Source organism: Acidobacteriota bacterium, from assembly GCA_016208495.1.
Taxonomy (GTDB): Bacteria; Acidobacteriota; Blastocatellia; order Chloracidobacteriales; family Chloracidobacteriaceae; genus JACQXX01.
The window spans coordinates 30,266-52,621 of the sequence record JACQXX010000104.1 but is presented as its reverse complement, the minus strand read 5'-3'; the positions used below and the strand labels follow the sequence as shown (position 1 = coordinate 52,621).

20 protein-coding genes are annotated in these 22,356 nt (G+C 50.8%); 14 read left to right on the top strand and 6 right to left on the bottom strand.

Translation table 11 applies throughout. The features are described from left to right. Nucleotides 1-458: 458 nt before the first annotated feature. The 5 genes from HY774_21300 (at nt 459) to HY774_21280 (ending at nt 6,227) form a co-directional block, all read left to right on the top strand. Nucleotides 459-1,292: a hypothetical protein gene (locus tag HY774_21300; GenBank protein ID MBI4751025.1), complete on the top strand. Its 834-nt coding sequence runs from the start codon at nt 459-461 to the stop codon at nt 1,290-1,292. A gap of 466 nt (nt 1,293-1,758) precedes the next feature. Beyond that, nucleotides 1,759-3,879 carry a DnaJ domain-containing protein gene (locus HY774_21295; protein MBI4751024.1) on the top strand — a complete coding sequence of 707 codons (2,121 nt, stop codon included), beginning with the start codon at nt 1,759-1,761 and terminating at the stop codon, nt 3,877-3,879. A 191-nt stretch (nt 3,880-4,070) separates the two neighbouring features. Next, entirely contained in the window at nt 4,071-4,586 is a 516-nt protein-coding gene (locus HY774_21290; protein ID MBI4751023.1) for a hypothetical protein, read from the top strand. Nucleotides 4,587-4,887: 301 nt separating this feature from the next. Beyond that, on the top strand, nt 4,888-5,571 hold the full coding sequence (locus tag HY774_21285) for a haloacid dehalogenase-like hydrolase (protein MBI4751022.1): 684 nt from the start codon (nt 4,888-4,890) through the stop codon (nt 5,569-5,571). Nucleotides 5,572-5,675: 104 nt separating this feature from the next. Further along, complete coding sequence (locus HY774_21280; GenBank protein MBI4751021.1) at nt 5,676-6,227, top strand: hypothetical protein; 552 nt, start codon at nt 5,676-5,678, stop codon at nt 6,225-6,227. Nucleotides 6,228-6,414: 187 nt separating this feature from the next. Here HY774_21280 and HY774_21275 read toward each other — a convergent pair whose 3' ends face one another. From HY774_21275 to HY774_21265, 3 genes are all read right to left on the bottom strand, one after another. Beyond that, nucleotides 6,415-7,143, bottom strand: coding sequence for a hypothetical protein (locus HY774_21275; protein MBI4751020.1), 729 nt, complete (start codon nt 7,141-7,143; stop codon nt 6,415-6,417). A 141-nt stretch (nt 7,144-7,284) separates the two neighbouring features. After that, a complete protein-coding gene (locus tag HY774_21270; GenBank protein ID MBI4751019.1) occupies nt 7,285-8,604 on the bottom strand; it encodes a thymidine phosphorylase in 1,320 nt (439 codons plus the stop codon). A 203-nt stretch (nt 8,605-8,807) separates the two neighbouring features. Next, nucleotides 8,808-10,145 (bottom strand): inositol-3-phosphate synthase, encoded by a 1,338-nt coding sequence (locus HY774_21265; protein MBI4751018.1) that lies wholly within the window; start codon nt 10,143-10,145, stop codon nt 8,808-8,810. A 294-nt stretch (nt 10,146-10,439) separates the two neighbouring features. Between HY774_21265 and HY774_21260 the strand changes: the two genes are divergently transcribed. The 6 genes from HY774_21260 (at nt 10,440) to HY774_21235 (ending at nt 15,760) form a co-directional block, all read left to right on the top strand. Beyond that, entirely contained in the window at nt 10,440-11,210 is a 771-nt protein-coding gene (locus HY774_21260) for a TatD family hydrolase (GenBank protein MBI4751017.1), read from the top strand. A gap of 70 nt (nt 11,211-11,280) precedes the next feature. Beyond that, nucleotides 11,281-12,078, top strand: a complete 798-nt coding sequence (locus tag HY774_21255; GenBank protein ID MBI4751016.1) for a TatD family hydrolase — start codon at nt 11,281-11,283, stop codon at nt 12,076-12,078. Between the two features lie 158 nt (nt 12,079-12,236). Further along, on the top strand, nt 12,237-13,319 hold the full coding sequence (locus HY774_21250; protein MBI4751015.1) for an SUMF1/EgtB/PvdO family nonheme iron enzyme: 1,083 nt from the start codon (nt 12,237-12,239) through the stop codon (nt 13,317-13,319). 538 nt (nt 13,320-13,857) lie between these two features. Continuing rightward, nucleotides 13,858-14,121: a type II toxin-antitoxin system ParD family antitoxin gene (locus HY774_21245; protein MBI4751014.1), complete on the top strand. Its 264-nt coding sequence runs from the start codon at nt 13,858-13,860 to the stop codon at nt 14,119-14,121. 2 nt (nt 14,122-14,123) lie between these two features. Then, the gene (locus HY774_21240) at nt 14,124-14,423 is read left to right on the top strand and encodes a type II toxin-antitoxin system RelE/ParE family toxin (protein ID MBI4751013.1); all 300 of its coding nucleotides are present in this window, start codon (nt 14,124-14,126) and stop codon (nt 14,421-14,423) included. Nucleotides 14,424-14,608: 185 nt separating this feature from the next. Then, nucleotides 14,609-15,760, top strand: a complete 1,152-nt coding sequence (locus HY774_21235; GenBank protein ID MBI4751012.1) for a PQQ-binding-like beta-propeller repeat protein — start codon at nt 14,609-14,611, stop codon at nt 15,758-15,760. A 31-nt stretch (nt 15,761-15,791) separates the two neighbouring features. On the opposite strand, the gene HY774_21230 is transcribed toward HY774_21235, so the two are convergent. After that, on the bottom strand, nt 15,792-16,643 hold the full coding sequence (locus tag HY774_21230; GenBank protein MBI4751011.1) for a class I SAM-dependent methyltransferase: 852 nt from the start codon (nt 16,641-16,643) through the stop codon (nt 15,792-15,794). 195 nt (nt 16,644-16,838) lie between these two features. On the opposite strand from HY774_21230, the gene HY774_21225 reads away from it, so the two are divergent. Beyond that, the gene (locus tag HY774_21225; GenBank protein ID MBI4751010.1) at nt 16,839-17,711 is read left to right on the top strand and encodes a UbiA family prenyltransferase; all 873 of its coding nucleotides are present in this window, start codon (nt 16,839-16,841) and stop codon (nt 17,709-17,711) included. 358 nt (nt 17,712-18,069) lie between these two features. Here HY774_21225 and lysS read toward each other — a convergent pair whose 3' ends face one another. Together lysS and HY774_21215 are read right to left on the bottom strand one after the other, a co-directional pair. Further along, nucleotides 18,070-19,584, bottom strand: a complete 1,515-nt coding sequence (gene lysS, locus HY774_21220) for a lysine--tRNA ligase (GenBank protein ID MBI4751009.1) — start codon at nt 19,582-19,584, stop codon at nt 18,070-18,072. 9 nt (nt 19,585-19,593) lie between these two features. After that, nucleotides 19,594-20,301, bottom strand: coding sequence for a sulfite exporter TauE/SafE family protein (locus HY774_21215; protein MBI4751008.1), 708 nt, complete (start codon nt 20,299-20,301; stop codon nt 19,594-19,596). Nucleotides 20,302-20,635: 334 nt separating this feature from the next. Between HY774_21215 and miaA the strand changes: the two genes are divergently transcribed. Continuing rightward, nucleotides 20,636-21,598, top strand: a complete 963-nt coding sequence (gene miaA / locus HY774_21210; GenBank protein ID MBI4751007.1) for a tRNA (adenosine(37)-N6)-dimethylallyltransferase MiaA — start codon at nt 20,636-20,638, stop codon at nt 21,596-21,598. Between the two features lie 210 nt (nt 21,599-21,808). Beyond that, nucleotides 21,809-22,345: a metal-binding protein gene (locus HY774_21205; GenBank protein MBI4751006.1), complete on the top strand. Its 537-nt coding sequence runs from the start codon at nt 21,809-21,811 to the stop codon at nt 22,343-22,345. Nucleotides 22,346-22,356: the final 11 nt, after the last annotated feature.

The following is a 22,356-nucleotide window of genomic DNA, read 5'->3' as shown; positions in this document are numbered from 1 at the left end:
GACTCCACGAAGCAGGAATGGACGTTACAGTGGGGGACAAGTGCTCGACTCAGCGTCTGGGGAGTTGGTGCCCATACTGGCTGCCAGGCGGTCTGGTGTCAAATAGTTTCCGAAAGAAAAGACAAGTGGCGGCGGCGCTTGATTCACATCAGTTGAAAACCTGAGTTAATTGCAACCGGAAAAAGCCATTACGCGTAGAGCGCGGCTGATTTTCAAGGCTGTACAAGCCACCTGACCAACCATCCAAAGGAGGATTCCCGGCGCTGGAACACAAGTAGGGGGGTGTTTGTTTGAAATTGGACTGATTTTTCAGGGTCTCGGCCCTTGTCGTTCATCAGAGGGTGCGTTAGATTAACACTTGCCGTTCAATTTCGAAAAAGTCTTGATCACGTATCAGATAACTTAACATTGTAAGTTGTCTCACCCCGTACGGCTGGCGTTGGGCTATGATTTCAAAAATGCATTATTTAAAAGAAGCCGTAACTGAGCCTTTAAATATCTGGGCCATGGTGGGTTTTGCCGCAGCGGCGGCCTTTACCGCCGCTTCACAAGGGGAAAGCTGGCTGCCACTGGCGGCGGGTCTTTCAGCCGAGGTCGCATATCTGGCGTTGGTGCCAACCAGCAATTTCTACCGCCGACTGGTCGAACGACGCGAAGCCCACCGCAATTTGGAGTTGCGGCGCCGGGAACGTGAAGAACGCATCAAGTCGTTTGATCCACGCGAACGTGAAGCGGTTGAATACCTCCGCTGGATGAAATCAAAGATTTACGACAACTACAAAAAATTCACTGGTCTCAAGGAAATCCCCCTCTCAATTAACTGCCTCGATTCGATGTGGGAATCGTTTGTGGATTTTCTGGACATGTATCGTCGCCGCAAATATCACCTGCGTTCCGTCAACCGACAATCCATTCTGAACCAGATTATGCAAACCCAGCGCGATATGGCCCGGGCCGATGGTCCAACCCGGATGCTGATGGAAAAAAATCTGGAATTGCTCAATCGTCGCCTGGCCACCTTTGATGATATTGAGCGAAGCGTCAGGCATGTTGAAGAACAACTAAAATCAATCGAAAATTTCTTCTCACTGGTCAACGATCAGGTGGTCACCATGAACACGATGGAAAGCATCACCACCCTGGATTCGACCTTTGAAACCCTGCTGGCCAATATCGAAACCACCAAGCAGATTCTTGAAGAAACCAACCCGATTATGACCACGCTCAATACGATTGAAAACATCAATAACAGCCCGGCCCGCCCACAACCCCAGATGCGGGTTCATCAATGAGCCATGCCTTGGGTGATCTTACCTCAAACAGCCGCTGGAACCCGGTTCCAGACGGCTGTTTCGCTTTTAGATCGAAGGAGTTACCCGTGAAGGAAATGAATTTCGAAAGGGAGGACTCCTGGTGAAAAAAGTCAGCAGTTGGTCCTTTTTTCCCTGTCCAGTTCCTGCTATCTTTCTCGTCAGACTCTCTTGCAGATCACTTCAATTGCCTCAGTCGTCACTCTTTCAATATAAACCCATCGTGCCGTTCCAGTGACTGGTTGCCACTCAGTTGTTTTCACCGGCAGAGGGTTGTGCATCACCATGAATGGTGCCTTCAATCCTGAGTGTTCATTCAGTCTTTGGGACAACCATCTCTGACCAGAAGCGAAGGTCTGGGGATGTATCTGACTTGCAGCGGGGGCAGGTCAGTTGTTTTTAAGTTACTGAGCGCAAAGACTTTTAGAGTGGAGAGGAATATACCCAAATGAGTACAGGTGAGTTAGCACAAGATTGTCTCCCGGATGTGCTGCGCCGGCTATATGTCAACCGCGAGAGTGGAGAACTGAAACTCAGTTATCGTGGGCGGCAAAAGGCTATTTATTTTGAGCTTGGCGCCATCATTTTTGCTTCAAGCGATGCCAAGGAAGATCGCATCGGCGAGACCATGATGCGCCATGGAACGCTTTCTCAGGCCGATTTTGATCGAGCTTCGGCTGTGATGCGTCCTGGGAAACGCTTTGGTCAAATACTGGTTGAGTTGGGCATTCTCTCAGATCGTGACTTACTGATGAATGTCACATTTCAAATCCTGGACATTGTCTATTCCGTGTTTGAGTGGCCGGCGGGCACCTATGAATTTACACCTCAAGACAATGTTGTCCCGGCTGATTTACGGCTTGATTTGTCAACCGCCAGCATTATTTTGGAGGGCGTCCGGCGAATCAAAGACTTTCAGTTGGTTCAGCGCGGACTTGGCGATTTAAACCGGTTAATTGGGCCAAGTACCAGTCCGTTGTTACGGTTACAAACGCTTTCGCTCAAACCAATTGAGCGTCAGATTATTGATGCCGTCAAAGAGCCCATGAACGTGCTGCAGCTTTTGCTCGTGGCTGGGGCGCCACCCGATGCTGTCTTGCGGGCCACCTATGGGTTGCTCTCATCTGGGGTGTTGGAACGTCTTGGAGCCCCCAAAATCAATAAGAAAACCGGTCGAATTTCAATCCCCAAATCGCTCTATGCCCAGGCAGCCCAGGCGCAGCCAGTCGTTACCGAAGCCGAAGCACCCAGCGCCAGCAATGATCCTGCCGTTCTGGAACAGATTGCGAAGTTGCGGGATCGCCTGGTGACCAATGATCCCTATATCATTTTGGGAGTCACGTGGCATTCGACCCAGGATGAACTTCGGGATGCCTACTATCGGCTGGCCAAAGATCTGCATCCGGATCGGTTCCAGGGCGCGCCGCGCGAGGTTCGCCAGGAAGTGGAATTTCTATTTACTCGCATCACGAGTTGTTACGAAATGCTCAAAACGCCGACGTCGTCCAAGTCAGCGCCATTACCACCTCCGCCTCCCATGCCTCAGTACTCGGCACCGCTCCCGCCACCCCAGGCTTCAGCCCCGTTGCCGCAATTTTTAGTACCACCATCTGGCCAGCAAGCGTCGTCACCGTTTGTGTCGCCACCAGCGGCGGTATCGGCGACGTTGCCAAGACCACCAGCGTCCATTCCAACTCCACCGGTTTTGACGCCATTGCCGTCTTTTGAGAGCGCTCCTCCAAGGGCCGAGTCTCGCCCAGTAGAAACGCCGGTGAGTTCACCAGTGCCGAAGCCGGCGGCTCCAGCCGCCAATGAAGGCGCCGTCGTTGAAATGCTCAATAAGTTGAGAGAGCGTTTGAAAAGCAATGATCCCTATGAGGCGCTTGGGGTTACACGTCAATCCACGCGGGACGACATTCGGGATGCCTACCATCGGTTTGCCAAAGAGTTTCATCCAGATCGTCATCGAACGCTGTCGCGAGAAGTTCTGCAAGATATCGAGCAAATTTTCTCGCGCATCACCACCTGTTATGAATCGCTGCGCAACCACACACCTGAAAACCCGGCGGTTCCGCCGTTGGCAACCCCAGGCGGAGTCGGTGCTTTAGTTGATACTCCCTACTCGCCACCAGCGGCAGTCAAGCCGACAGAAGAAACTTCGACGCAACGCGCGCAACGGGCGGAAAATATGTACCTGGAAGCCCGGAACCGGTACATTTCCAAAGAATATGTGGTCGCGGCTCACTTGATGCGGGAGGCGATTCGGCTTGAACCAAGCCAGGGGCGGTATTACCTGTTGCTTGGAAATTGTTTGTCCACCCAGCAAAAGACATTAAAAGAAGCCGAACCCATTTTGCGCAAAGCAGTTGAACTCGACCCGTTTAATGCCGTCTGTCGGGCAAGTTTAGGCCAGTTGTACATGCGGGCAGGCATGCCAAAGCAGGCCGAACGTGAATTTGAAGAAGCCCTCAAACTTGACTCAACTCAACAAACCGCCATTCGCGGACTCGATCAGATTAGATCGAACAAGAATGAAGGCGGCTTCCTGAATAAACTGTTTAAATCTTAGAACTGAGGGCTGAAGACATCGGGCTGAAAAAAACAGGGCTGAGGGCAACCGAAGGGATGAGGGATGAAGGATGAAGGATGAGGGATGAAATAAAACCAGTTCTTCAACCCAATGTCTTCAGCCCTCAGCCCTCAACCCTTAGCCCGCTGTCTTCAGCCCCACATCATTTATCAAAGGAATTTTGAAGCAGTATGTTATTTGTTACACCACGAAATTCATCCACCAAAGAAACGATTCTCAAAACCGGTCTTGCCACTGGTCTGCTGGCTGGGGTGCTCCTTGTTGGAGCTTGTGCCGAAGCCCCCAAACCAGTTTCCGGTGCTTCGGCGCCGCCACAACCAGCTTCTGGCGGATATGGTTCACAACCACAATCTGGCCAACCCGCGACGTCAGCACCTTCGGCGCAGGCCAACGAACCCCTGCCCGAGCTTCCTCCCATGCCGGACAGTATCCAGAAACTGGAAAAACAGTATGAAGCCAAACCCGGTGATGCCAAACTCAAAGCCGAGTTGGTAAAAGCCAAACTGGAGTATGGCAACGAATTAATGTTTAAGAGCCCATTGCCAGCCAGGGTCAAATATCGGGCAGCATTGAAGATGTATCGTGAAGTGCTGGCACTCGACCCAACCAACAAGGAAGCTGAAGAAAACAAAGGCCAGATTGAAGCGATTTACAAGCAAATGAATCGGCCAATCCCGACGACGTAAAACCGGGGCTGAAAAATCCAGGGCTGAGAGCTTGGGGCAGAAAGACTCGCCAGCTCGGGGCAATCGAAGGGATGAGGGATGAAATAAAACCAATTCTGCAACCCGTCTTCTTCAGCCCGACTTCTTCAGCCCGACTTTCAAAGTAGTCTCAAGGCACTCTTCACCAAAAAACAGGCAGTATGCTTGGGCGAACAGAGGGAATGTTCGCCCACTTTTGTGTTGTGGGAATCAAGTTTCATTCATCAACAGCTTGAAGACAGTTTTCATTGAAATCAATCATGACCCTGAACCCTGAACCCTTATGCCCTATCCTCAACCCAGTCGTGTCCTGGTAACTGATTTTGACGGAACCATCACTGACCATGACTTTTATGAACTGATCTATCCGGCCTGCGTGAGTAGCGATACACCGAACTACTGGGAGCAATATTTTGCCGGCCAGATTACTCACTTTGAAGCCATGCGTGGTTTTTTCGCACACATTACCTGCGACGAAGCCCGACTCCACGAGATTGCCTGTGCCATGAAGCCTGACCCCGATCTGGCTGAAGCGGTTGCCCAGCTTCGACAGGCCGGGTGGGACATTGTTGTTGCCTCAGCCGGATGTCTCTGGTACATCAAGTATTTATTGGATCGAGCCGGAGTATCGCTGACAGTGCATGCCAATCCCGGCTTTTTTGAACCAGGGCGGGGGCTCGTGCTTGAGCTTCCGACGGATTCGCCCTTTCTCTCCACCGCTGATGGGATTGATAAAACGGCTGTTGTTCAAGATGCGCTTGCTCGCTATGACATTGTGGCATTTGCTGGCAATGGACCACCTGATCTATCACCGGCAAAATGTGTTCCCGCCAATCTGCGGTTTGCCCGTGGCTGGCTGGCCGAAACATTGACAAAAGAGGGGCTTGGATTCCGACCGTATCAACGCTGGGCTGAGATTGCGGCGTGCCTTACCCGTTATCCAGGTGGTTTTGAACCCAGAAACTGAACGGCAGGCTAAAAACCCCAAACCTCGCCGTAGTACGAAAAGAGGAATTTCATCGCAAAATGGCAGGACTACTATAAAACTATGAAAAGAAAGGATTTTTTACTGTGATTGTTCGATCTGCGATTGTGAGTTTTTTCTGTGTGATTTTGATTTCAAGCGCGGCCTGTCGTGCCAGCCAGAGTGCGACTGAGCCTGCGAAAGATATTCCACCGGTGAAACCAGTGGCCGAGGTGAAAGCTCCGGACGCTCCGGCCTCACCTGGTATCGTGACTGATGATCAAAAAGCGGCAACTGATCCGGAGAAAGCCTGGAAACCCTTTTTGGCTTCTTTCCGAGCTGCGGTCAAAAAACAGAATGTCACCACCCTCAAAAATATGATGGTCAAGTCATTTGAATATGTGGGCGGCACCATCGCGCCTGATGAATTTCTGGAAGATTTTGAAGATGATGAAGATTGGGGCGAGCTTCAAAAAACGGTGGCGCTTGAAGACAAACCCTATACCCATCCCACAAGCAAGCGTCCCAGCCGAATTATCAAGAATCTCAACCCCTGCGGCGGAAAAAAACCGTGCAAATATGAACTGTGGGCGGTTTTTGAATTTGGGGAAGACAATCAATGGCGGTGGACAGCTTACCTGGCACCGGAGAAGAAATAGATTGAAGAGCGAGTAGCGAGTAGCAAGTAGCGAATTGGAGCGAACTGGAGCGAGTAGCGAGTAGCGAGTAGTAAAACCAACCACACCAAAGGTTGGTCTGTTAATTTTATAACAGCTTCAATGAGTACGGGATAAACTGAATACCAGTAAATTTGGATTCACTACTCGCTACTCGCTACTCGGTTCGCTACTCGCTTACAAAGGCTTCAGACAACATCATGCGGGAGATTTCAGCCGAGTTTTCCTGCGGAAGCGAAAGAATTTCACGGTACAGGTCAATCAATATTCGGCAGACGCGAGCTTTATCAACTCCAGGTGCGGTTGGATTTTCAAGCAGGTCAACTGTATCCGGTCCATGTTTTTCCTGGAGCCGACGGACAATCGGGATGAGATTCTCTTGGGCCCGTTCCCGGTTGATTGGAATTGCGTCTGATTGGTTTCCGCTTTGAATGACCTGAGCCAGGGCTTCCTGTTCAGACTCAAGAATCGTGCGGTCAATGTTTCGAGTGAGATTGACGGTTGTGTTCTCTGGGGTAGGGAACATCAAGGCAAAGGCGGCATCCGGGTCTTTGGCTAAGACGTGCTCCAGCTCTTTGATGGTGATTTGCAGGTAATTGACCAGAGCTTTATCAGAGCAACGGGAAAAGTACTTGGGGAGAACGGACATCACCAGCGGTCTCAGACGGCTGGCCAGGGCTTCTTCAGGTTCATCCTTGGAAATTGAGTCGGTGGCTTCAGTAACAATCTTCTGGTACGTCTCTGGCTCCTGCTGAGCTAAAACTTGATAGACCTTTCCCTTTTTGAGAATGGTTTCAGCCCGATCTTGATTTATCCGCTCTTGAATTCCACATCCTACCGAACTCAACCCTGTCAAAGTGACCATCAGCAGTAAGACTACCCGCCATCGCCAACGCACAAAACTCGAATGTCTCCAGCCGAAGTTGTCTTTTTGCCTTTTTGTCACCTTGTTACCCTGTCACCTTGTCATTTATGCCAGTTTGTCACCTGTCACCTTGTTCGTGGTGAGTGCTGCACCTAAATCAGTGCACTCGCCCCCTTACTGAACGACAAACCATTCTGGAGCCAGGGTTGTACGATGAAATTCATCAGCGCCAGGAACAATGGTAAAGACTGTTTTGAGGCGTTCTTCCGCCAGCGCCAGTTTGGTGCTGTCATTGTAATACAGCGTGCAGAGTGGATCACCGGCTTTCATTTCAGCGCCACGTTCGACGTGAATGCGAATACCGACTGCCGGGTCAATCGGTGAACTGAGTTGTAACCGCCCAGCTCCGAGCAGAAGTGAGGCCCACCCGACAGCTTCGGTTTCAATTGCAGTGAGGATGCCGCTTTTTTCAGCTCGAATAATTTTTTGATGGGCTGCCTGGGGCAATCGTGTTTCGTCTTCGGTCACGCGCGGATCACCGCCCTGGGCTTCAATAATCTGCTGCCATTTTTCCATGGCTTTGCCGGAGGTAATGAGTTCAACTGCCTGGTCGCGGGCCTGTTTCAAGTAGGGGGTATCACTCCCCAGTTGAATCATATGAGCCGCCAGTTCCAGGGTCAGTTGGGCAAACCGTCCAACGAGGTTACCACGCAGCATTTCCTGGGCTTCGATGACTTCGAGGGCATTGCCGACCGACCAACCGAGTGGTTGATTCATATCAGTCACCAGCGCTGTCACCCGTTTTCCCATTCCTTCGCCAGTGGCAATCAGCGAGCGGGCCAGTTCCAGCGCCCGTTCGGTTGTTTTCATAAAGGCACCGTTGCCGCATTTGACGTCTAGCACCAGGGCATCAATTCCTTCGGCGAGCTTTTTGCTCATAATGCTGCCGGTAATGAGCGGGATGGATTCAACCGTCCCGGTGGCGCCACGTAACGCGTAGAGCTTGCGATCAGCCGGGGCGATTTCCAGCGTTTGTCCAATCAACCCAACGCCGATGGTTGAGAGCAGGCGGCGGAATTCAGTCAACGACAGCCCGGTTTGAAAACCTGGGATGGATTCCAGTTTGTCCAGTGTCCCGCCGCTATGGCCAAGTCCACGACCGCTAATCATTGGAACGGGAATTCCAGCCGCAGCCACAAGCGGTGCCAGTACCAGTGACGTTTTATCCCCCACACCACCAGTGCTGTGTTTATCAACTTTGATTCCCGGAATATCCGAAAAATCAAGCACCACACCTGAATGAAGCATGGCATTGGTCAGCGCCTGGATTTCCTCGGTGACCATCCCACGGCAACACACTGCCATCAGAAACGCCGCGAGTTGATAATCGGGCACCTCATCGCGGGTGTAAGCATTGATAAGATTGAGGATGTCGTCCGAAGACAACGTGTGGCCGTCGCGTTTGAGCTGGTTGATTTCGACTGGAGTTCTCATCTTTAGGGGTGGGACTTTAAGGTTCAGGGTTCAGGGTTCAGGGTTCAGGGAAAGACAGTCCTATCAATCACGTCGTCTTTTCTGAATCCAAAAGGATGATTTCAAAGTGGAGTGAGGGAGAAGGAAAAGAATCAGAGAGGCGCAAGGGGTAACAACAACCGACCAAATCTGTTGTTGTTACCCCAAGCCCCAAGCCCTAAGCCCTAATCGTAGTATTCTTTCCCTAAGTGCGTGATGAGTTCTTCACCGCGCAGGTCACGGAGGGTGTTCTTGAGCTTCATCAATTGAATGAAAATATCATGCTCAGGATAGAGACCCGGTGCTGTCATCGGGCTCTTGAAATAGAAACTCAGCCATTCCTGAATTCCTTTCATTCCAACACGTTGGGCAAGGTCAAGGAACAAAGCCAGATCCAGAACAATCGGTGCCGCCAGAATCGAATCCCGGCACAGAAAATTGATTTTGATCTGCATCGGGTAGCCGAGCCAGCCGAAGATATCAATGTTATCCCAGCCTTCTTTGTTATCACCGCGAGGCGGGTAATAGTTAATCCGCACCACGTGTGAAAAATCCTTGTACAATTCCGGATAGAGTTCCGGCTGCAGAATATATTCCAGCACCGACAGTTTGGATTCTTCCTTGGTTTTGAATGATTCCGGATCATCGAGAACTTCGCCGTCGCGGTTGCCCAGGATGTTGGTCGAATACCAGCCGTGCAGGCCCAGCATCCGTGATTTCAGGCCCGGTGCCAGCAGGGTCTTCATAAAGGTCTGACCGGTTTTGAAGTCCTTGCCGCAAATCGGCACCAGGTTTTCAGCCGCAAGTTGCTGAATCGCTGGCAGGTCAACCGTCAGGTTTGGCGCCCCGTTGGCAAATGGCACTTTGCACTTGAGTGCGGCATAGGCATAGATCATTGACGGGGCAATTGCCGGGTGATTGTCTTTCATTGCCTGTTCAAAACTGGCAATTGTGTCGTGGACCGGGTCCGGTTGGAGGAACACCTCGGTTGAGGCACACCAGACCAGAACCAGACGGGAACAATCGTTTTTCTGGCGAAAGTCTTCGATATCGGCGATCAACTGCTGGGCCAGGTCAAGCTTGTTGGCGCCCTGTTTGATGTTGGTTCCGTTCAGCCGTTTCACATAATGCTGGTCAAACACGGCTGGCATAGGGTTGATGGCTTCCAGAGCCGGTTTCAATTGATCAAGTTGGGTCCGTTCCAAAACGCCGGCATGAACAGCGGCATCATAGGCGGAGTCTTCAAAAATATCCCAGGCCCCAAACACCAGATCATCAAGTTCGGCCAGGGGAACAAAGTCTTTAATGCGAGGGTTGCGCCCTTCGGTTCGTTTTCCAAGGCGGATAGATGCCATTTGGGTCAGTGATCCAATTGGCTGGGCCGTCCCACGTCGGATGGCTTCAACGCCAGCGATGAACGTCGTACTCACGGCGCCCAATCCAACCAGCAACACGCCAAGCTTCCCCGTTGCGGCGGGAATATTCACAGCCTGGCTACTTTTTTTGGTTTGTATATCGGTCATACTGCTCCTTCTAAGCAAATTCAGCGATTCCAGAAAGAAAAATGACAAGAGGAATGATTGTTTGCGGTGTTTATCATATCGCGGCAGGTTTTTCAGCGTTTGGTTGCAGGGAATCAGTCTGAATCTCGTCTCTTCTCGAATTTTTGGGGGTGCAAAGATATAAGCACTGGACCTGCGAGTGCAAGGCAAAAGCTTAACCCTTTGGAGTGCGATGGCTTGACATCGCTTTGGAATTCAGCGGCTTGACGTTGAGCACATTTCTGAGGTCAACTCCTGAAAAAAGGAAGATTTGCAATGAAACTGATTGATATTGGAATCAATTTAACCCATCGCTCATTTGAGTCTGATCGGGAACTGGTTTTAAAACGCGCCCAGGAAGCTGGTGTAACGACTCTGATCTTGACCGGAACCAGCGTTAAGGGCAGCCGTGAGGCGCTTCGTCTAGTACAGCATCACCCGCATATCTTATTTTCCACGGCAGGAGTTCATCCACACGATGCTCGCCACTGCACCGAGGAAACGATTGAGACGTTGCGAAAAATGGCCGAATCACCTGAGGTCGTGGCGATTGGGGAATGCGGTCTGGATTACAACCGTGACTTTTCACCACGCCCGGACCAGAACCGCTGGTTTGAAGCCCAGATTCAGCTTGCCTCCGAAGTCAAAAAACCTTTGTTTTTGCACGAACGCGACGCCCATGCCGCCTTCGTCCACATTCTGAAGCCGTATCGTGACCAGTTCACCGCCGGAGTGGTTCACTGCTTTACGGGCACGGAAGCAGAATTAAAAGCTTACCTGGACCTCGATTTACACATTGGCATCACAGGTTGGATTTGTGACGAACGACGCGGCCAGCACCTGCAAAAGCTTGTGAAACTGGTACCGCTCAATCGGTCAGAGGGTTCCGGGTTCCGGGTTCCGGGTTCCGGGTTCCGGGTTCCGGGTTCCGGGTTCCGGGTTCCGGGTTCCGGGTTCCGGGTTCCGGGTTCCGGGTTTTCGAATGTAAGTCTCTTTTGTCCTTTTTGTCCTTTTTGTCCTTTTCATCTTTTTCGTTGTTTTCCCTGAACCCTGAACCCCGAACCCTGAACCCTGAACCCCGAACCCCGAACCCCGAACCCCGAACCCTCAAGTGTTTATGTTTATTGACTCACACGCCCACATTGACGGGCAAATCTATGATGAAGACCGCACCGCCATCCTGGCTCGTGCGGCTGAGGTTGGGATTGAGTTGATCCTTGAAATCTGCAACGGCGATTTAGAGCAAGGATCGCTCGAAAAAGGGCTGGCGCTGGCTGATGCCCATCCGCACATTTACGCTGCGGTTGGGGTGCATCCGCACGATGCCCGGCTCTACGATGATGAACTCGAAGCCCGCCTCCGCCAGATGTGCGAGCATCCCAAAGTGCTGGCGTGGGGCGAAATCGGGCTGGATTACTACTATGACCATTCGCCACGCGACGTGCAGCGAGCCGTGTTTGTCCGGCAAATGGAACGCGCCCGCGAGCGGAACCTCCCGATTTTGTTGCACATCCGCGATGCGGATGAGGACACGATAGAGCTACTTCGCGAGCATTGGAGTGATCGAGATAACCGGGCTGGGATTTTCCATTGCTTCAGTGGTTCACCTGAACTTGCCAAAGCCGGGTTGGAACTGGGGTTTCTGATTTCGTTTTCCGGGAACCTGACCTTTAAAAATGCCCAACCGTTGCGCGACATCGCCACATCGCTCCCACTTGAGTCCATCCTGATTGAAACCGACTGCCCGTATCTGGCGCCGGTTCCATATCGCGGGAAGCGCAACGAACCATCCTACGTGATCGAAGTCGCCCGCCAACTGGCCGAACTCCACCAGACAACCATTGAAGAAATTGGCCGCATCACCACCGCCAATTTTAAACGGTTGTTTGGTCTCAGTTCAGAGTCCCGCCTTTAGGCGGTTCTGTTAAATCTAAATTTTCACAGTAGTTGTCATCATTCCCAAGGTGTTTTATAGTGAGGCTCGTTTACCAACATTCGCCTGTTGCTTGCCCTTCATCAGTCAGTTCCGTCTTGTATTTCATCCTCAACCAGAGTCAATAGAATCAACTTCCTATGCCAGCTCCCCATCTTCAACAACGATTGAAAGATTTGGAGAACCTGCTGACGGTACAGGTTCAAAAGTTGCACGACTATGAGCGGGAGCTTGGAATTACGGCGGATACAGACAGAAAATTTGAACTGCGGACAAAAATCAAAGACATCAAAGAACTTATCGAGGGCTACGAAAACGAATATGAACGTATCGAGGCCAAACTGGCAGGGAATTCACAGAATAAAACGCCTGACCTGATTCAATCTCCGTCACCAGTGCCTGTGGTTTTGCCTTCACCACCTCAGTTACTTCTCAATCCAACTTTTACAAACAGCATTGATATGGAATTTGTGCTGATTCCAACCGGGAGTTTTTTGATGGGCTCGACCAATGCCGATGTTGAAGCTGCCTTTGCCGATGCAAAGCGATACAACCCAAAAGCAGAACGGGAATGGTTTACTCGTGAACAACCCCAGCATCGAGTTACTTTCAGCCAACCTTTTTATTTAGGGAAATTTCAGGTAACTCAGGCACAATGGCAGGAGGTGATGGGAAATAATCCTTCATCTTTTAAAGGCGACACTTTGCCGGTCGAGCAAGTATCCTGGAATGACTGCCAGGAATTCCTGAAAAAGCTGAATGCCAAAAAAGATAATTACATCTATCGGTTGCCGAGCGAGGCGGAATGGGAATATGCCTGCCGGGCTGGGACAACGACCCCGTTTTCGTTTGGGGAACCCATCACAACCGATCAGGTAAACTATGATGGGCATTACCCTTATGGGAATGCGCCGAAAGGTGAGTATCGTCAAAAAACCACACCGGTCGGAAGTTTTCCAGCGAATGCCTGGGGGCTTCACGACATGCACGGAAATGTCTGGGAATGGTGTCAGGATTGGTATCAGGACACTTATGCTGGAGTACCGGACGATGGGAGTGCACGGGAATCGGGGTCCGATCAACGATTCCGCGTGATGCGTGGCGGTTCTTGGTTCGACGGTGCCGACTTCTGCCGGTCGGCGTTCCGCTACAGGAACAACCCAGAGTTCGTCGGCAGGAACAGCGGTTTTCGGGTGGTTGCGGTGAGAACTCTCAATCCTTGATGCACTTTGATTTATGCACTCTTGACCGCGCGTTTTTTGCGCGGTCCCGAAATTTTTCCTGCTGTAAATTTTCCGTGATGGATTCTTTCGAAATGGGTTGGAACTCCAGGGGTTCAGCCTGCGAAGCCTAGATTTTGTGCAAACAGGATGGGTCACCAAGATGACAGAATGAAGCCTGGCTTGCTCATTAAAATCCAGCCATTTAAGTTATTTTTCCGGTTTTGTCTCTTGAGGCTCAACAACTTCAACCACCTGGTTCAAATTCAGAACCTGAATTTCGACCACTGAACCTGAACCGAGGTTTGTGAAGGACCCAAAAGGGCGGAAAACTGGAAAAACAATTTTACAAACAGGATTTTGAGAGAGGGGGCTGTTTGCACAAAATCTAGGCTTCGCAGGCTGAACCTGAATTTCCAGCTTGTTCCAAAGAAACCCATCACGGAAGAATTTACAGAAGGACAATCTTTGTTATTTTGTGTTAGTGTAAAACCTCTTTCACGAACAACACACAAATCAAGGAACGTATTTTGAGGACGTTATGAACATCTCTTTGACACCACAACTTGAAGAGTTGGTTAAACGCAAAGTGGAGTCTGGCCTGTACAATTCCGCCAGCGAAGTGATGCGCGAAGCCTTGCGGCTTCTGGAAGAACAGGACCGCCTGCGCGAAATGCGGATGGAGGAACTCCGCCGCGAGATTCAAAAAGGACTGGAGAGCGGACCATCCGTACCATTTGACGCTGAAGACATCAAGCGGCGAGGTCGCGAACGGCTGGCTCAACCAGAAGGCAAGGTATCATAAGGATGGCAACCATCACTCTGAAACCGCTTGCCCTTGCGGACCTCGATGAGATCTGGTTGTTTATTGCAAGTAGCAATCTTGTCGCCGCAGACGGGCTGATTGACACCCTCACCGAGAAATTCGATATGCTGGCAGCTAATGCAAACATTGGGCAATCCTGTCAGGAGCTTGCCCCTGGATTGCGTCGGTTCCCAGTAGGAAATTACCTGATTTTCTATCGTGCGATTGACAATGGCATTGAAATTGTCCGCATAGTGCACGGGATGCGGGATATTCCAACTCTTTTTGGAAGCATTCAGTAACCGCATTGCCTTGAAGTCCCTATCTCAAAACCAAAGCAGAGCCAGGGTTTTCCGACTGCTCTCACACTGGCGTTTAAAATCACCTAATTGGAATGAATCACAACCCCGAACCCCTTCTTTCTTCCCCTTGTCCCCTTGTCTCCTTGTCTTCCGGTCTTTCGCTCCGTTTCCTGGTGCTGGTATGTGTGTTCCTCCTGACGTTGGCGGCGGCTGTATCGGTTGAAGCCCAAAAACAAGGAAAAGGCCGTGGACGCAATAAAGACCGTGAAACCGATGAGCAGTTTGCTCGTTCGCGCCGCACCCAGAATCTGTTGATCAACCGGGATGATGTTGAGGTCCGTGAACTGTCCAAAGCCTGGGAATACTTCTCACCTGATGTCACCCGGCTGCCAGTTCTGGTAGTCAATCGGCTGGTGTGTATGCCGCTCCAGGGCGGGCGCGTGGTGGCGCTCAGTTTGGAAAATGGCAGTTTGCTGTGGGAAACACCGCAGGGCGGGGAATTTACGGCACCGTTAAGTGCCGGAAAATCAGAGCTTTATATCGCGACCGAACGCCAGACTGAAACTGGAAAGGAAGGCGTGCTCCGGGCGCTTGATACGACCACCGGGTTAACGCGCTGGACCAAAACCTTTCCGCATACGTTTCGATCTGCCTTGATTGAAGCTGGGGACACGCTCTACACAACGATGAGCGATGGAAAGCTTCACGCTCTTCAACGGACGGATGGTAGTTCCAAATGGGAGTTTGCCGCTCAAGGACGGTTTCTGATTGATCATGACCAGCTTTTGTTGGGTGGCGATGACAATACGCTCTATGCCTTAAAACTCGAAACCGGTGAACAACTCTGGAAATTTCAAGGAAAAGGAAAAATCGGCAAACCGGCGTGTGATGAACGTCAGGTGTATTTCGGTTCCGCCGATGGGCGGGTTCGGGCGGTGCTGCGAACGACAGGCACTCTGATTTGGGAACGTCGGGCGGGGGCGTCGGTGCTGGCGGCGCCGCTGGTCAAAGGCAACCAGTTGCTTGTGCCGTCATTTGATAACTACCTGTATTCATTGCAGACCAAAAATGGATCAATGACCTGGCGGCAGTTGATGGATGGAAGGTTAATCTTTGAACCAATTGCATTGGGAGAAGATATCGTTGCCATTGCGGCCTTTGATAGCAACGAAGTAACCCTGCTGGAACCCAAAAGCGGCGATGTGACGGCCCGCCTGTTTTTGAATGAAAACCACATTCTGGCAGGTATTCAGATCACCGGAGAGGTGCTGGTCATTCCCAGCGAACGTGGAACGCTGGCGGCACGACTCCTGTTACCTGAAGAAGAAAAGAAGTAGGGGCGAACCAACGTGTCCGCCCCGTCTCGTTCTACCGGGTCGCCTTCGCCACCAGATACCAGCCAAGTTTGTTTTCAACACGTCGCACCAGGCTTTCCGGGACCAGCCGTTGCAATGACCCAAAATGAGTGGCGGCCAGATGATGGCATTCAATACCGACTTCGGGGAATTGACTGAACAAATTCCGCAACTCGTTTCTGGAGAGAAGTTTGACCAGCGGGCAAGCATCGCTGTGTTCGCGGTATTCGATGCGCGAGAGGTTTGCCTGAAACGATTCGTTCAGAAATCGAAAATGCACCAGATAGCCGCCTAAGACGCAGAAATAATAAAAAGCTGAGTTTTTGTGATAGACCGAAATGATGGCCTGTCCTCCAGGCCGCAGCACCCGATAAATTTCACGCACCGCCTGCTCAATGTTGGGAATGTGGTGGATGACACCAAATGAGTACACTGCGTCAAATGAAGCATCTGGAAACGGAAGATTTTCGGCATCCGCCAGTTGCAAATTGGCTGGAAGTCCAAAAAACGCAAAACGTTCGCTCGCAATTCGCAGATGTTCTGGAGAGAGGTCCACGCCGTAAACCTCGGCACCACCCCTGGCAAATTGAAACAGGTCCGTTCCCATCCCAAATCCGATTTCAAGGACCTTTCGGCCCTGGAAGTCAGCAAACGGCATCACTGATTTCATCCACGGGGCATATTCAACATAGCGATTGTGGTCAACCCGTTCATAAAATTCACCGGTCCCAATCTCAAAGCCTTTGGCCCCAAGCAGCCCGCATGGATCGTGGGTCCATTGCTTGATGGCTTCCTGTTTAAAGTCAAACTCTTTGTTGGAACTGGTGGTTGTGATGGTGTTTGCTATTGCCGATTTCTTCTGCATTTTGAAAGAATAGATGTTCCGATCAATTTAGTGATACCAGTCAGTAGTCAGTAGTCAGTAGTCAGTAGTCAGTAGTCCACTAAGTGTATTTCTCTAAATTACTTTACATTCTTCTTCTGTTTTAGTGATCTGTTTTTAGGTTCGAAAGAATTCTGTAAACCCTGAACCCTGAACCCTGAACCCCGAGGATTTTTTATGGTTGCTGTGCTCTGGCGTAATCTGAAGATTACCTGCGAGATGATCAAGATCGAACACACCCTGTTTGCCTTGCCGTTTGCCTTTTTGGGGGCATTTCTGGCGGCACATGGTGTTCCTTCGTTCAACAAAATTTTCTGGATTACCGTTGCTATGGTTGGCGCCCGAAGTGCGGCAATGGCATTCAATCGGTTCGTGGACCAGAAATTTGATGCTGACAATCCGCGAACTGCCATGCGGGCGCTTCCGGCAGGGTTGGTGACTCCAAATTTTGTGCTGTTGTTTACGGTGGTGGCATCCCTGGTTTTTTTTCTGGCTGCCGCTTCGCTCAATCGCCTGACCTTGTTGCTCTCACCAGTGGCATTGGGGTCAGTGCTGGTTTATTCCTACACGAAGCGGTTTACTTCGTTGTCCCATTTGGTTTTAGGATGGGGGCTTTCAATTGCTCCAACCGGCGCCTGGATTGCCGTTACCGGCCATTTTGATGTGTTGCCGGTCCTGCTTTCGCTGGCGGTGCTGCTCTGGACGGCTGGATTTGATGTGATGTATGCCTGCCAGGATTATGAATTTGACCGCGAGCATCCAGCACTGTTTTCAATTCCCAAACGGCTTGGAGTGGCTGGTGCCTTACTGTTTGCCCGGATCCTGCATACCGCAATGTTTGGTGTCTTAATTTCTGTATTTTTGCTGGCTCATTTGCACTGGTTGGGCGTGATCGGCCTCGTCCTGACGGCCTGTTTGTTGATCTACCAGCACAATCTGGTCAAACCAACCGACCTCTCGCGGATGAACGCTGCCTTTTTTACAACCAACGCCATGGTGAGCGTGATTTTGTTCGTCACCATAGCCAGTGATGTACTGATCTACCGGTAAGAATGAAGAATTGAGAATGAAGAATTGAGAATGAAGAAATTTTTGGTCCTTGGTTCCTGGTAGGTATTGATCCCCAAGCACTAAGAGACTGTAAAAATACAACTTCCCGTTTTTCTCGAAAGTCACCCGGAGAGATCCAATTTCAGAACAGGAAACCACGAAATACACGAAAAACACGAAAAAGAAATCCAAAGACTTCAATGGGGTCTGAGCTTTTGTCAGGGAAAGTGCCACCGAACTCAAAAGAAAATGGCTGCGACCCAAATGAAAACCGGGAAGTTGTTTTTTAACGCTCCCTAAGCATCAGGTACTAATCACTCTTTGGTTTCTTCATTCTTCATTCTCAATTCTTCATTCTTTATTCGCTATCTTCATGCAGATGTTTGGCTTCGGGTCGCATATGTGGAAAGAGGATGACGTCCCGAATTGATCGTTGATTGGTCAAAATCATCACGATTCGGTCAATTCCAATGCCTTCGCCCGCCGTTGGAGGCAGACCGTAGCTCAGCGCCCGGATGTAATCTTCATCAAGCACCATGGCCTCGTCATCGCCACGTTCGCGAGCTTTGACCTGATCTTCAAACCGCCGCCGTTGTTCAGCCGGGTCATTGAGTTCCGAAAAGCCATTGGCGCATTCCATCCGGGCAATAAAGAGTTCAAAGCGATCCACAAACTCTTTGTTGTCAGGTGATTGCTTGGAGAGCGGACTCAGATCCGTTGGGAACCGTGTGATAAAGGTCGGCTGGATCAAATGCGGCTCGGCCACGTGTTCAAACAAAATCCCCAGGCATTTCCCATAGCCTTCTGCCAGTTTGAGTTCACAGTGAACGGCTTTGGCGACTTCGATAAGGTCATCGAGTGTATCGAGCGCGTGCCCGGCAACAGTCTCTGGCAAATGCTGTTGGATAGCTTCGGCCATCGTGAAACGTGCCCAGGGGCGGCTGAAATTCAACTCGTAGTCACCATAGGGAATTGTCAGTATTCCACATACTTTCTCAACCAGTCCGGTAATCAACTCTTCGGTCAATTCGATCAGGTCCTCATAACTGCTATATGCCTGATAAAACTCAAGCATGGTGAATTCCGGGTTGTGCTTGATCGAAAGTCCTTCGTTCCGGAAGTTCCGATTCAGTTCATACACCTTTTCAAATCCGCCCACGGTTAATCGCTTGAGATAGAGTTCCGGCGCAATCCGGGCAAAGAGTGGGATGTCGAGCGCGTTGTGATGGGTGACAAATGGCCGGGCGGCGGCCCCGGTGGCCAGCGGACTGAGCATCGGTGTTTCGACTTCGATATATCCGTGCTGGTCAAAATAAGCGCGGGTTTCACGGACAATCTGTGCCCGTTTTTCAAACACGGTTCGCACGTCGTGGTTAGCGATCAAATCGGCATACCGTTGCCGGTAGCGAAGCTCTTTGTTTTGCAAGCCGTGGAATTTGTCAGGCGGCGGCGTCAGCGCTTTGACCAGGAATTTCAAGTCTTCGGCGTGAACCGAGAGTTCGCCGGTTTTGGTGCGAAAGACAAATCCGGAGACCCCAATCACGTCACCAAGATCAAGTCGGAGAAAGAGTTCCCACAGCGATTCACCAATTTCATTGCGGCGCAAATACGCCTGAATCATTGATTTCCCATCGGTAAAGCGCACAAAGGCGGCTTTTCCCATCCGATTGATGGCGTGGATGCGTCCGGCCAGTTTTACGATTGGACGTGCGGCAACCAGTTCTTCAGCCGTTTGCGAGCCAAATTCAGTCACGGCTTCTGAAACAGTGTGGGTTCGGTCAAACCGGTGCGGATAAGCTTCAATCCCAAGCTCGACCAGTTCGGTTAAGTTCTTTTGCCGTTGGGCAATCAGTTCGTTTTCGTGTTCACTCATAGGGTGTGGTTATAGTGAAAGATAAATCGTGCGGGCGCTGAGCAGGATAATCAGCGCCCCGACCATAATTCGAAGGGCGTGGGCTGGAATATGTCGGCACACATAGGCCGCTAGCGGCGCCGCCAGCACGCCGCCGACGATCAAGCCGGCCACAATCGAGACCGTGGCGCTGACTTTATGCCAGTCTCCCTGACCCATAAAAATGAGAATCGCCAGCAATTGGGCGATACAGACAAAAAACTCGGCCAGATTGACCGACCCGATGGTGACACGTGGGTTATGGCCGCGTGCCATCAGGGTTGATGTGACAATCGGTCCCCATCCGCCACCTGCCGAATCCAGAAAGCCGCCAGTTAATGCCAGCGGTGCGATGTGGGTTGTAACTTCACGTTCGGTTACTTTGTGAAATGCTTTGTAGAAAATTACAATTCCCAGGATAGCCAAATAAATGGAAACAAACGGCTTGACGTATTTTTCCGGCGTTTGAGTCAAAACCAGTGCTCCGATGATGCCACCAATGGCGCCTGGAATCATCAATCGGCGCAACAAAACCCGGTCCACATTGCCCATTTTTAAATGAGCAACGCCCGATGCCGCGCCCGTGAAGATTTTGGCGGCGTGAACCCCTGCGCTGGCAGCGGCAGGTGAAACACCAAACCCAAGGAGGGAAATCGTCGAAATGACGCCGTACCCCATTCCAAGGGCACCATCAATCATCTGGGCGACAAATCCGACCAGGACAAAGAAGAAAAAATATTTATCCAATTGATTTCAGTTCCTTTTTCGCTAAAGTTCGGAGTCAAATTGGCGAGAGATGGGAGCGGCATCATACAAGAACTTTCAATTGCGCGCAAAAAGAAGCGAAGGAAAAGCGAGTAGCGAGTAGCAAGTAGCGAGTAGTGAATCCTTCACAGTTTGAAATCCCGTTTTAACCTTTTGACTCCTCTAAAATGACTCAGGAAACTTTCTGAATAGTAAAGCATCTCGGACCGCTGGCTACTTATTCTGACTACTCGCTACTCACTACTCGCTCTTACTTTGCTCCACCACCATGGATTCAACTAAACCTTCTCAACATCAACTCATTCCTGTGATTGTTGGGCCAACCTGTTCCGGGAAAAGTGACCTTGGAATTGCGATTGCCCGGCATTTTGGCGGTGAAATCATCAACCTGGATTCAGTTCAGGTCTACCGTGGGCTGTATGTCGCCACAGCCAAAGTCCCACTCGAAGAACAACAGGGCATCCCGCACCATCTCATTGATATTGTTGAGCCGACGGAAAACTACACTGCAGGCCGCTATGCCGTGGATGCCGCCAGGTGTCTGGCTGAAATCGAAGCTCGCCATCAACTGCCAATCTTTGTCGGCGGCACCGGGTTTTACCTCAATGCGTTGCGCGGAAGGTTATTTTCCGAGGAAGCAGCCACTGACTTGACCCTGCGTGAGCGTCTCAAATCCATTCTGACTCGACGCGGGCCAGAGCATCTGCACCGGATGTTAAGGCGGCTCGATCCGGTTTCCGCCAGCCGGCTGGCACCGCGCGACTGGTCGCGGGTCACCAGAGCACTCGAATTTTTCTTTCAAAACGGGAAGCGTCTTTCCGAGCAACAGCCAAATCTCCCAGAACCACCTGAATTTGCGGCTCGAATGCGAATTATTGTGCTCGATCCGCCACGTGAAGTGCTCTATGACAAAATCAATCGGCGGGTGGATGTGATGGAACAAAGCGGCTTACTGGCAGAAATCAAAAATCTGCTGGCGGTCGGTGTACCACACGATGCCAAAGCTTTTGGTGCCCATGGATACCGGCGGGTAATTGAATTTCTACGCGGAGAGCGCACCTATGAGTCAGCCATTGAACAGATGAAAACCGATACCCGTCACTATGCCAAACGCCAGATAACCTGGTGGCGGCGCGAGCCAGGTGCCATCTGGTTTCACGGTTTTGGCGCCGAACCTGAAATTCAACAGGCGGTGATTTCATATCTTGAGGGTTCCGGGTTCCGGGTTTAGGAAGACAACCAGGGGCACAAAAGACAAACAGGACGAAAAGGACCGAAGGGACATAAATTTGAAAACCCTGAACCCTGAACCCTGAACCCTGAACCCTGAACCCTGAACCCTGAACCCTGAACCCGAAATGATGACAGGGTGACAAAATGATGGAATGATGCTATTTCATTTCCTGGCTCATAATTCATAATTCATAATTCATAATTCCTTATGCCTTCTGGAAAAACGCACGATTTAATCACCTACATTTTGGCCATTCCCACGGCGGTGGCTTTTTTCCTGTTGACCCGAAATCCGGGACTGACGCTGCTTGGAACCGGAACGATGTTATTTAGCGGCTTGATGTTTGGGCCGGACCTTGATACGCGAAGCGTCCAGTATTTTCGGTGGGGGATTTTTCGCTGGATCTGGATTCCTTACCAGCGGATGTGTGGTCACCGGTCGCGGCTGTCGCACGGAATTTTATTTTCGACGTTCTTTCGAATCTTCTATTTCCTGGCCGTGATGACCGCCATTCTGGCTATCGCCCTGTTTATCCAAAATATCTGGTTACTTGGAATGCCTCCAACCACCGATCAGGGAGTGAAAGTGGTGCAGGAATCATTGTTCCGCATGCTGAAACTGATTCAATCGTTTGATAAACGCATTCTGGTATTGACGGTGGCTGGTTTGTGGATCGGAGCGATGACCCATTCCGTGAGCGACTTCCTTGGATCAACCTTCAAAAGCGCCTCGAAGTTTCTGTGATCTGTTGGGTA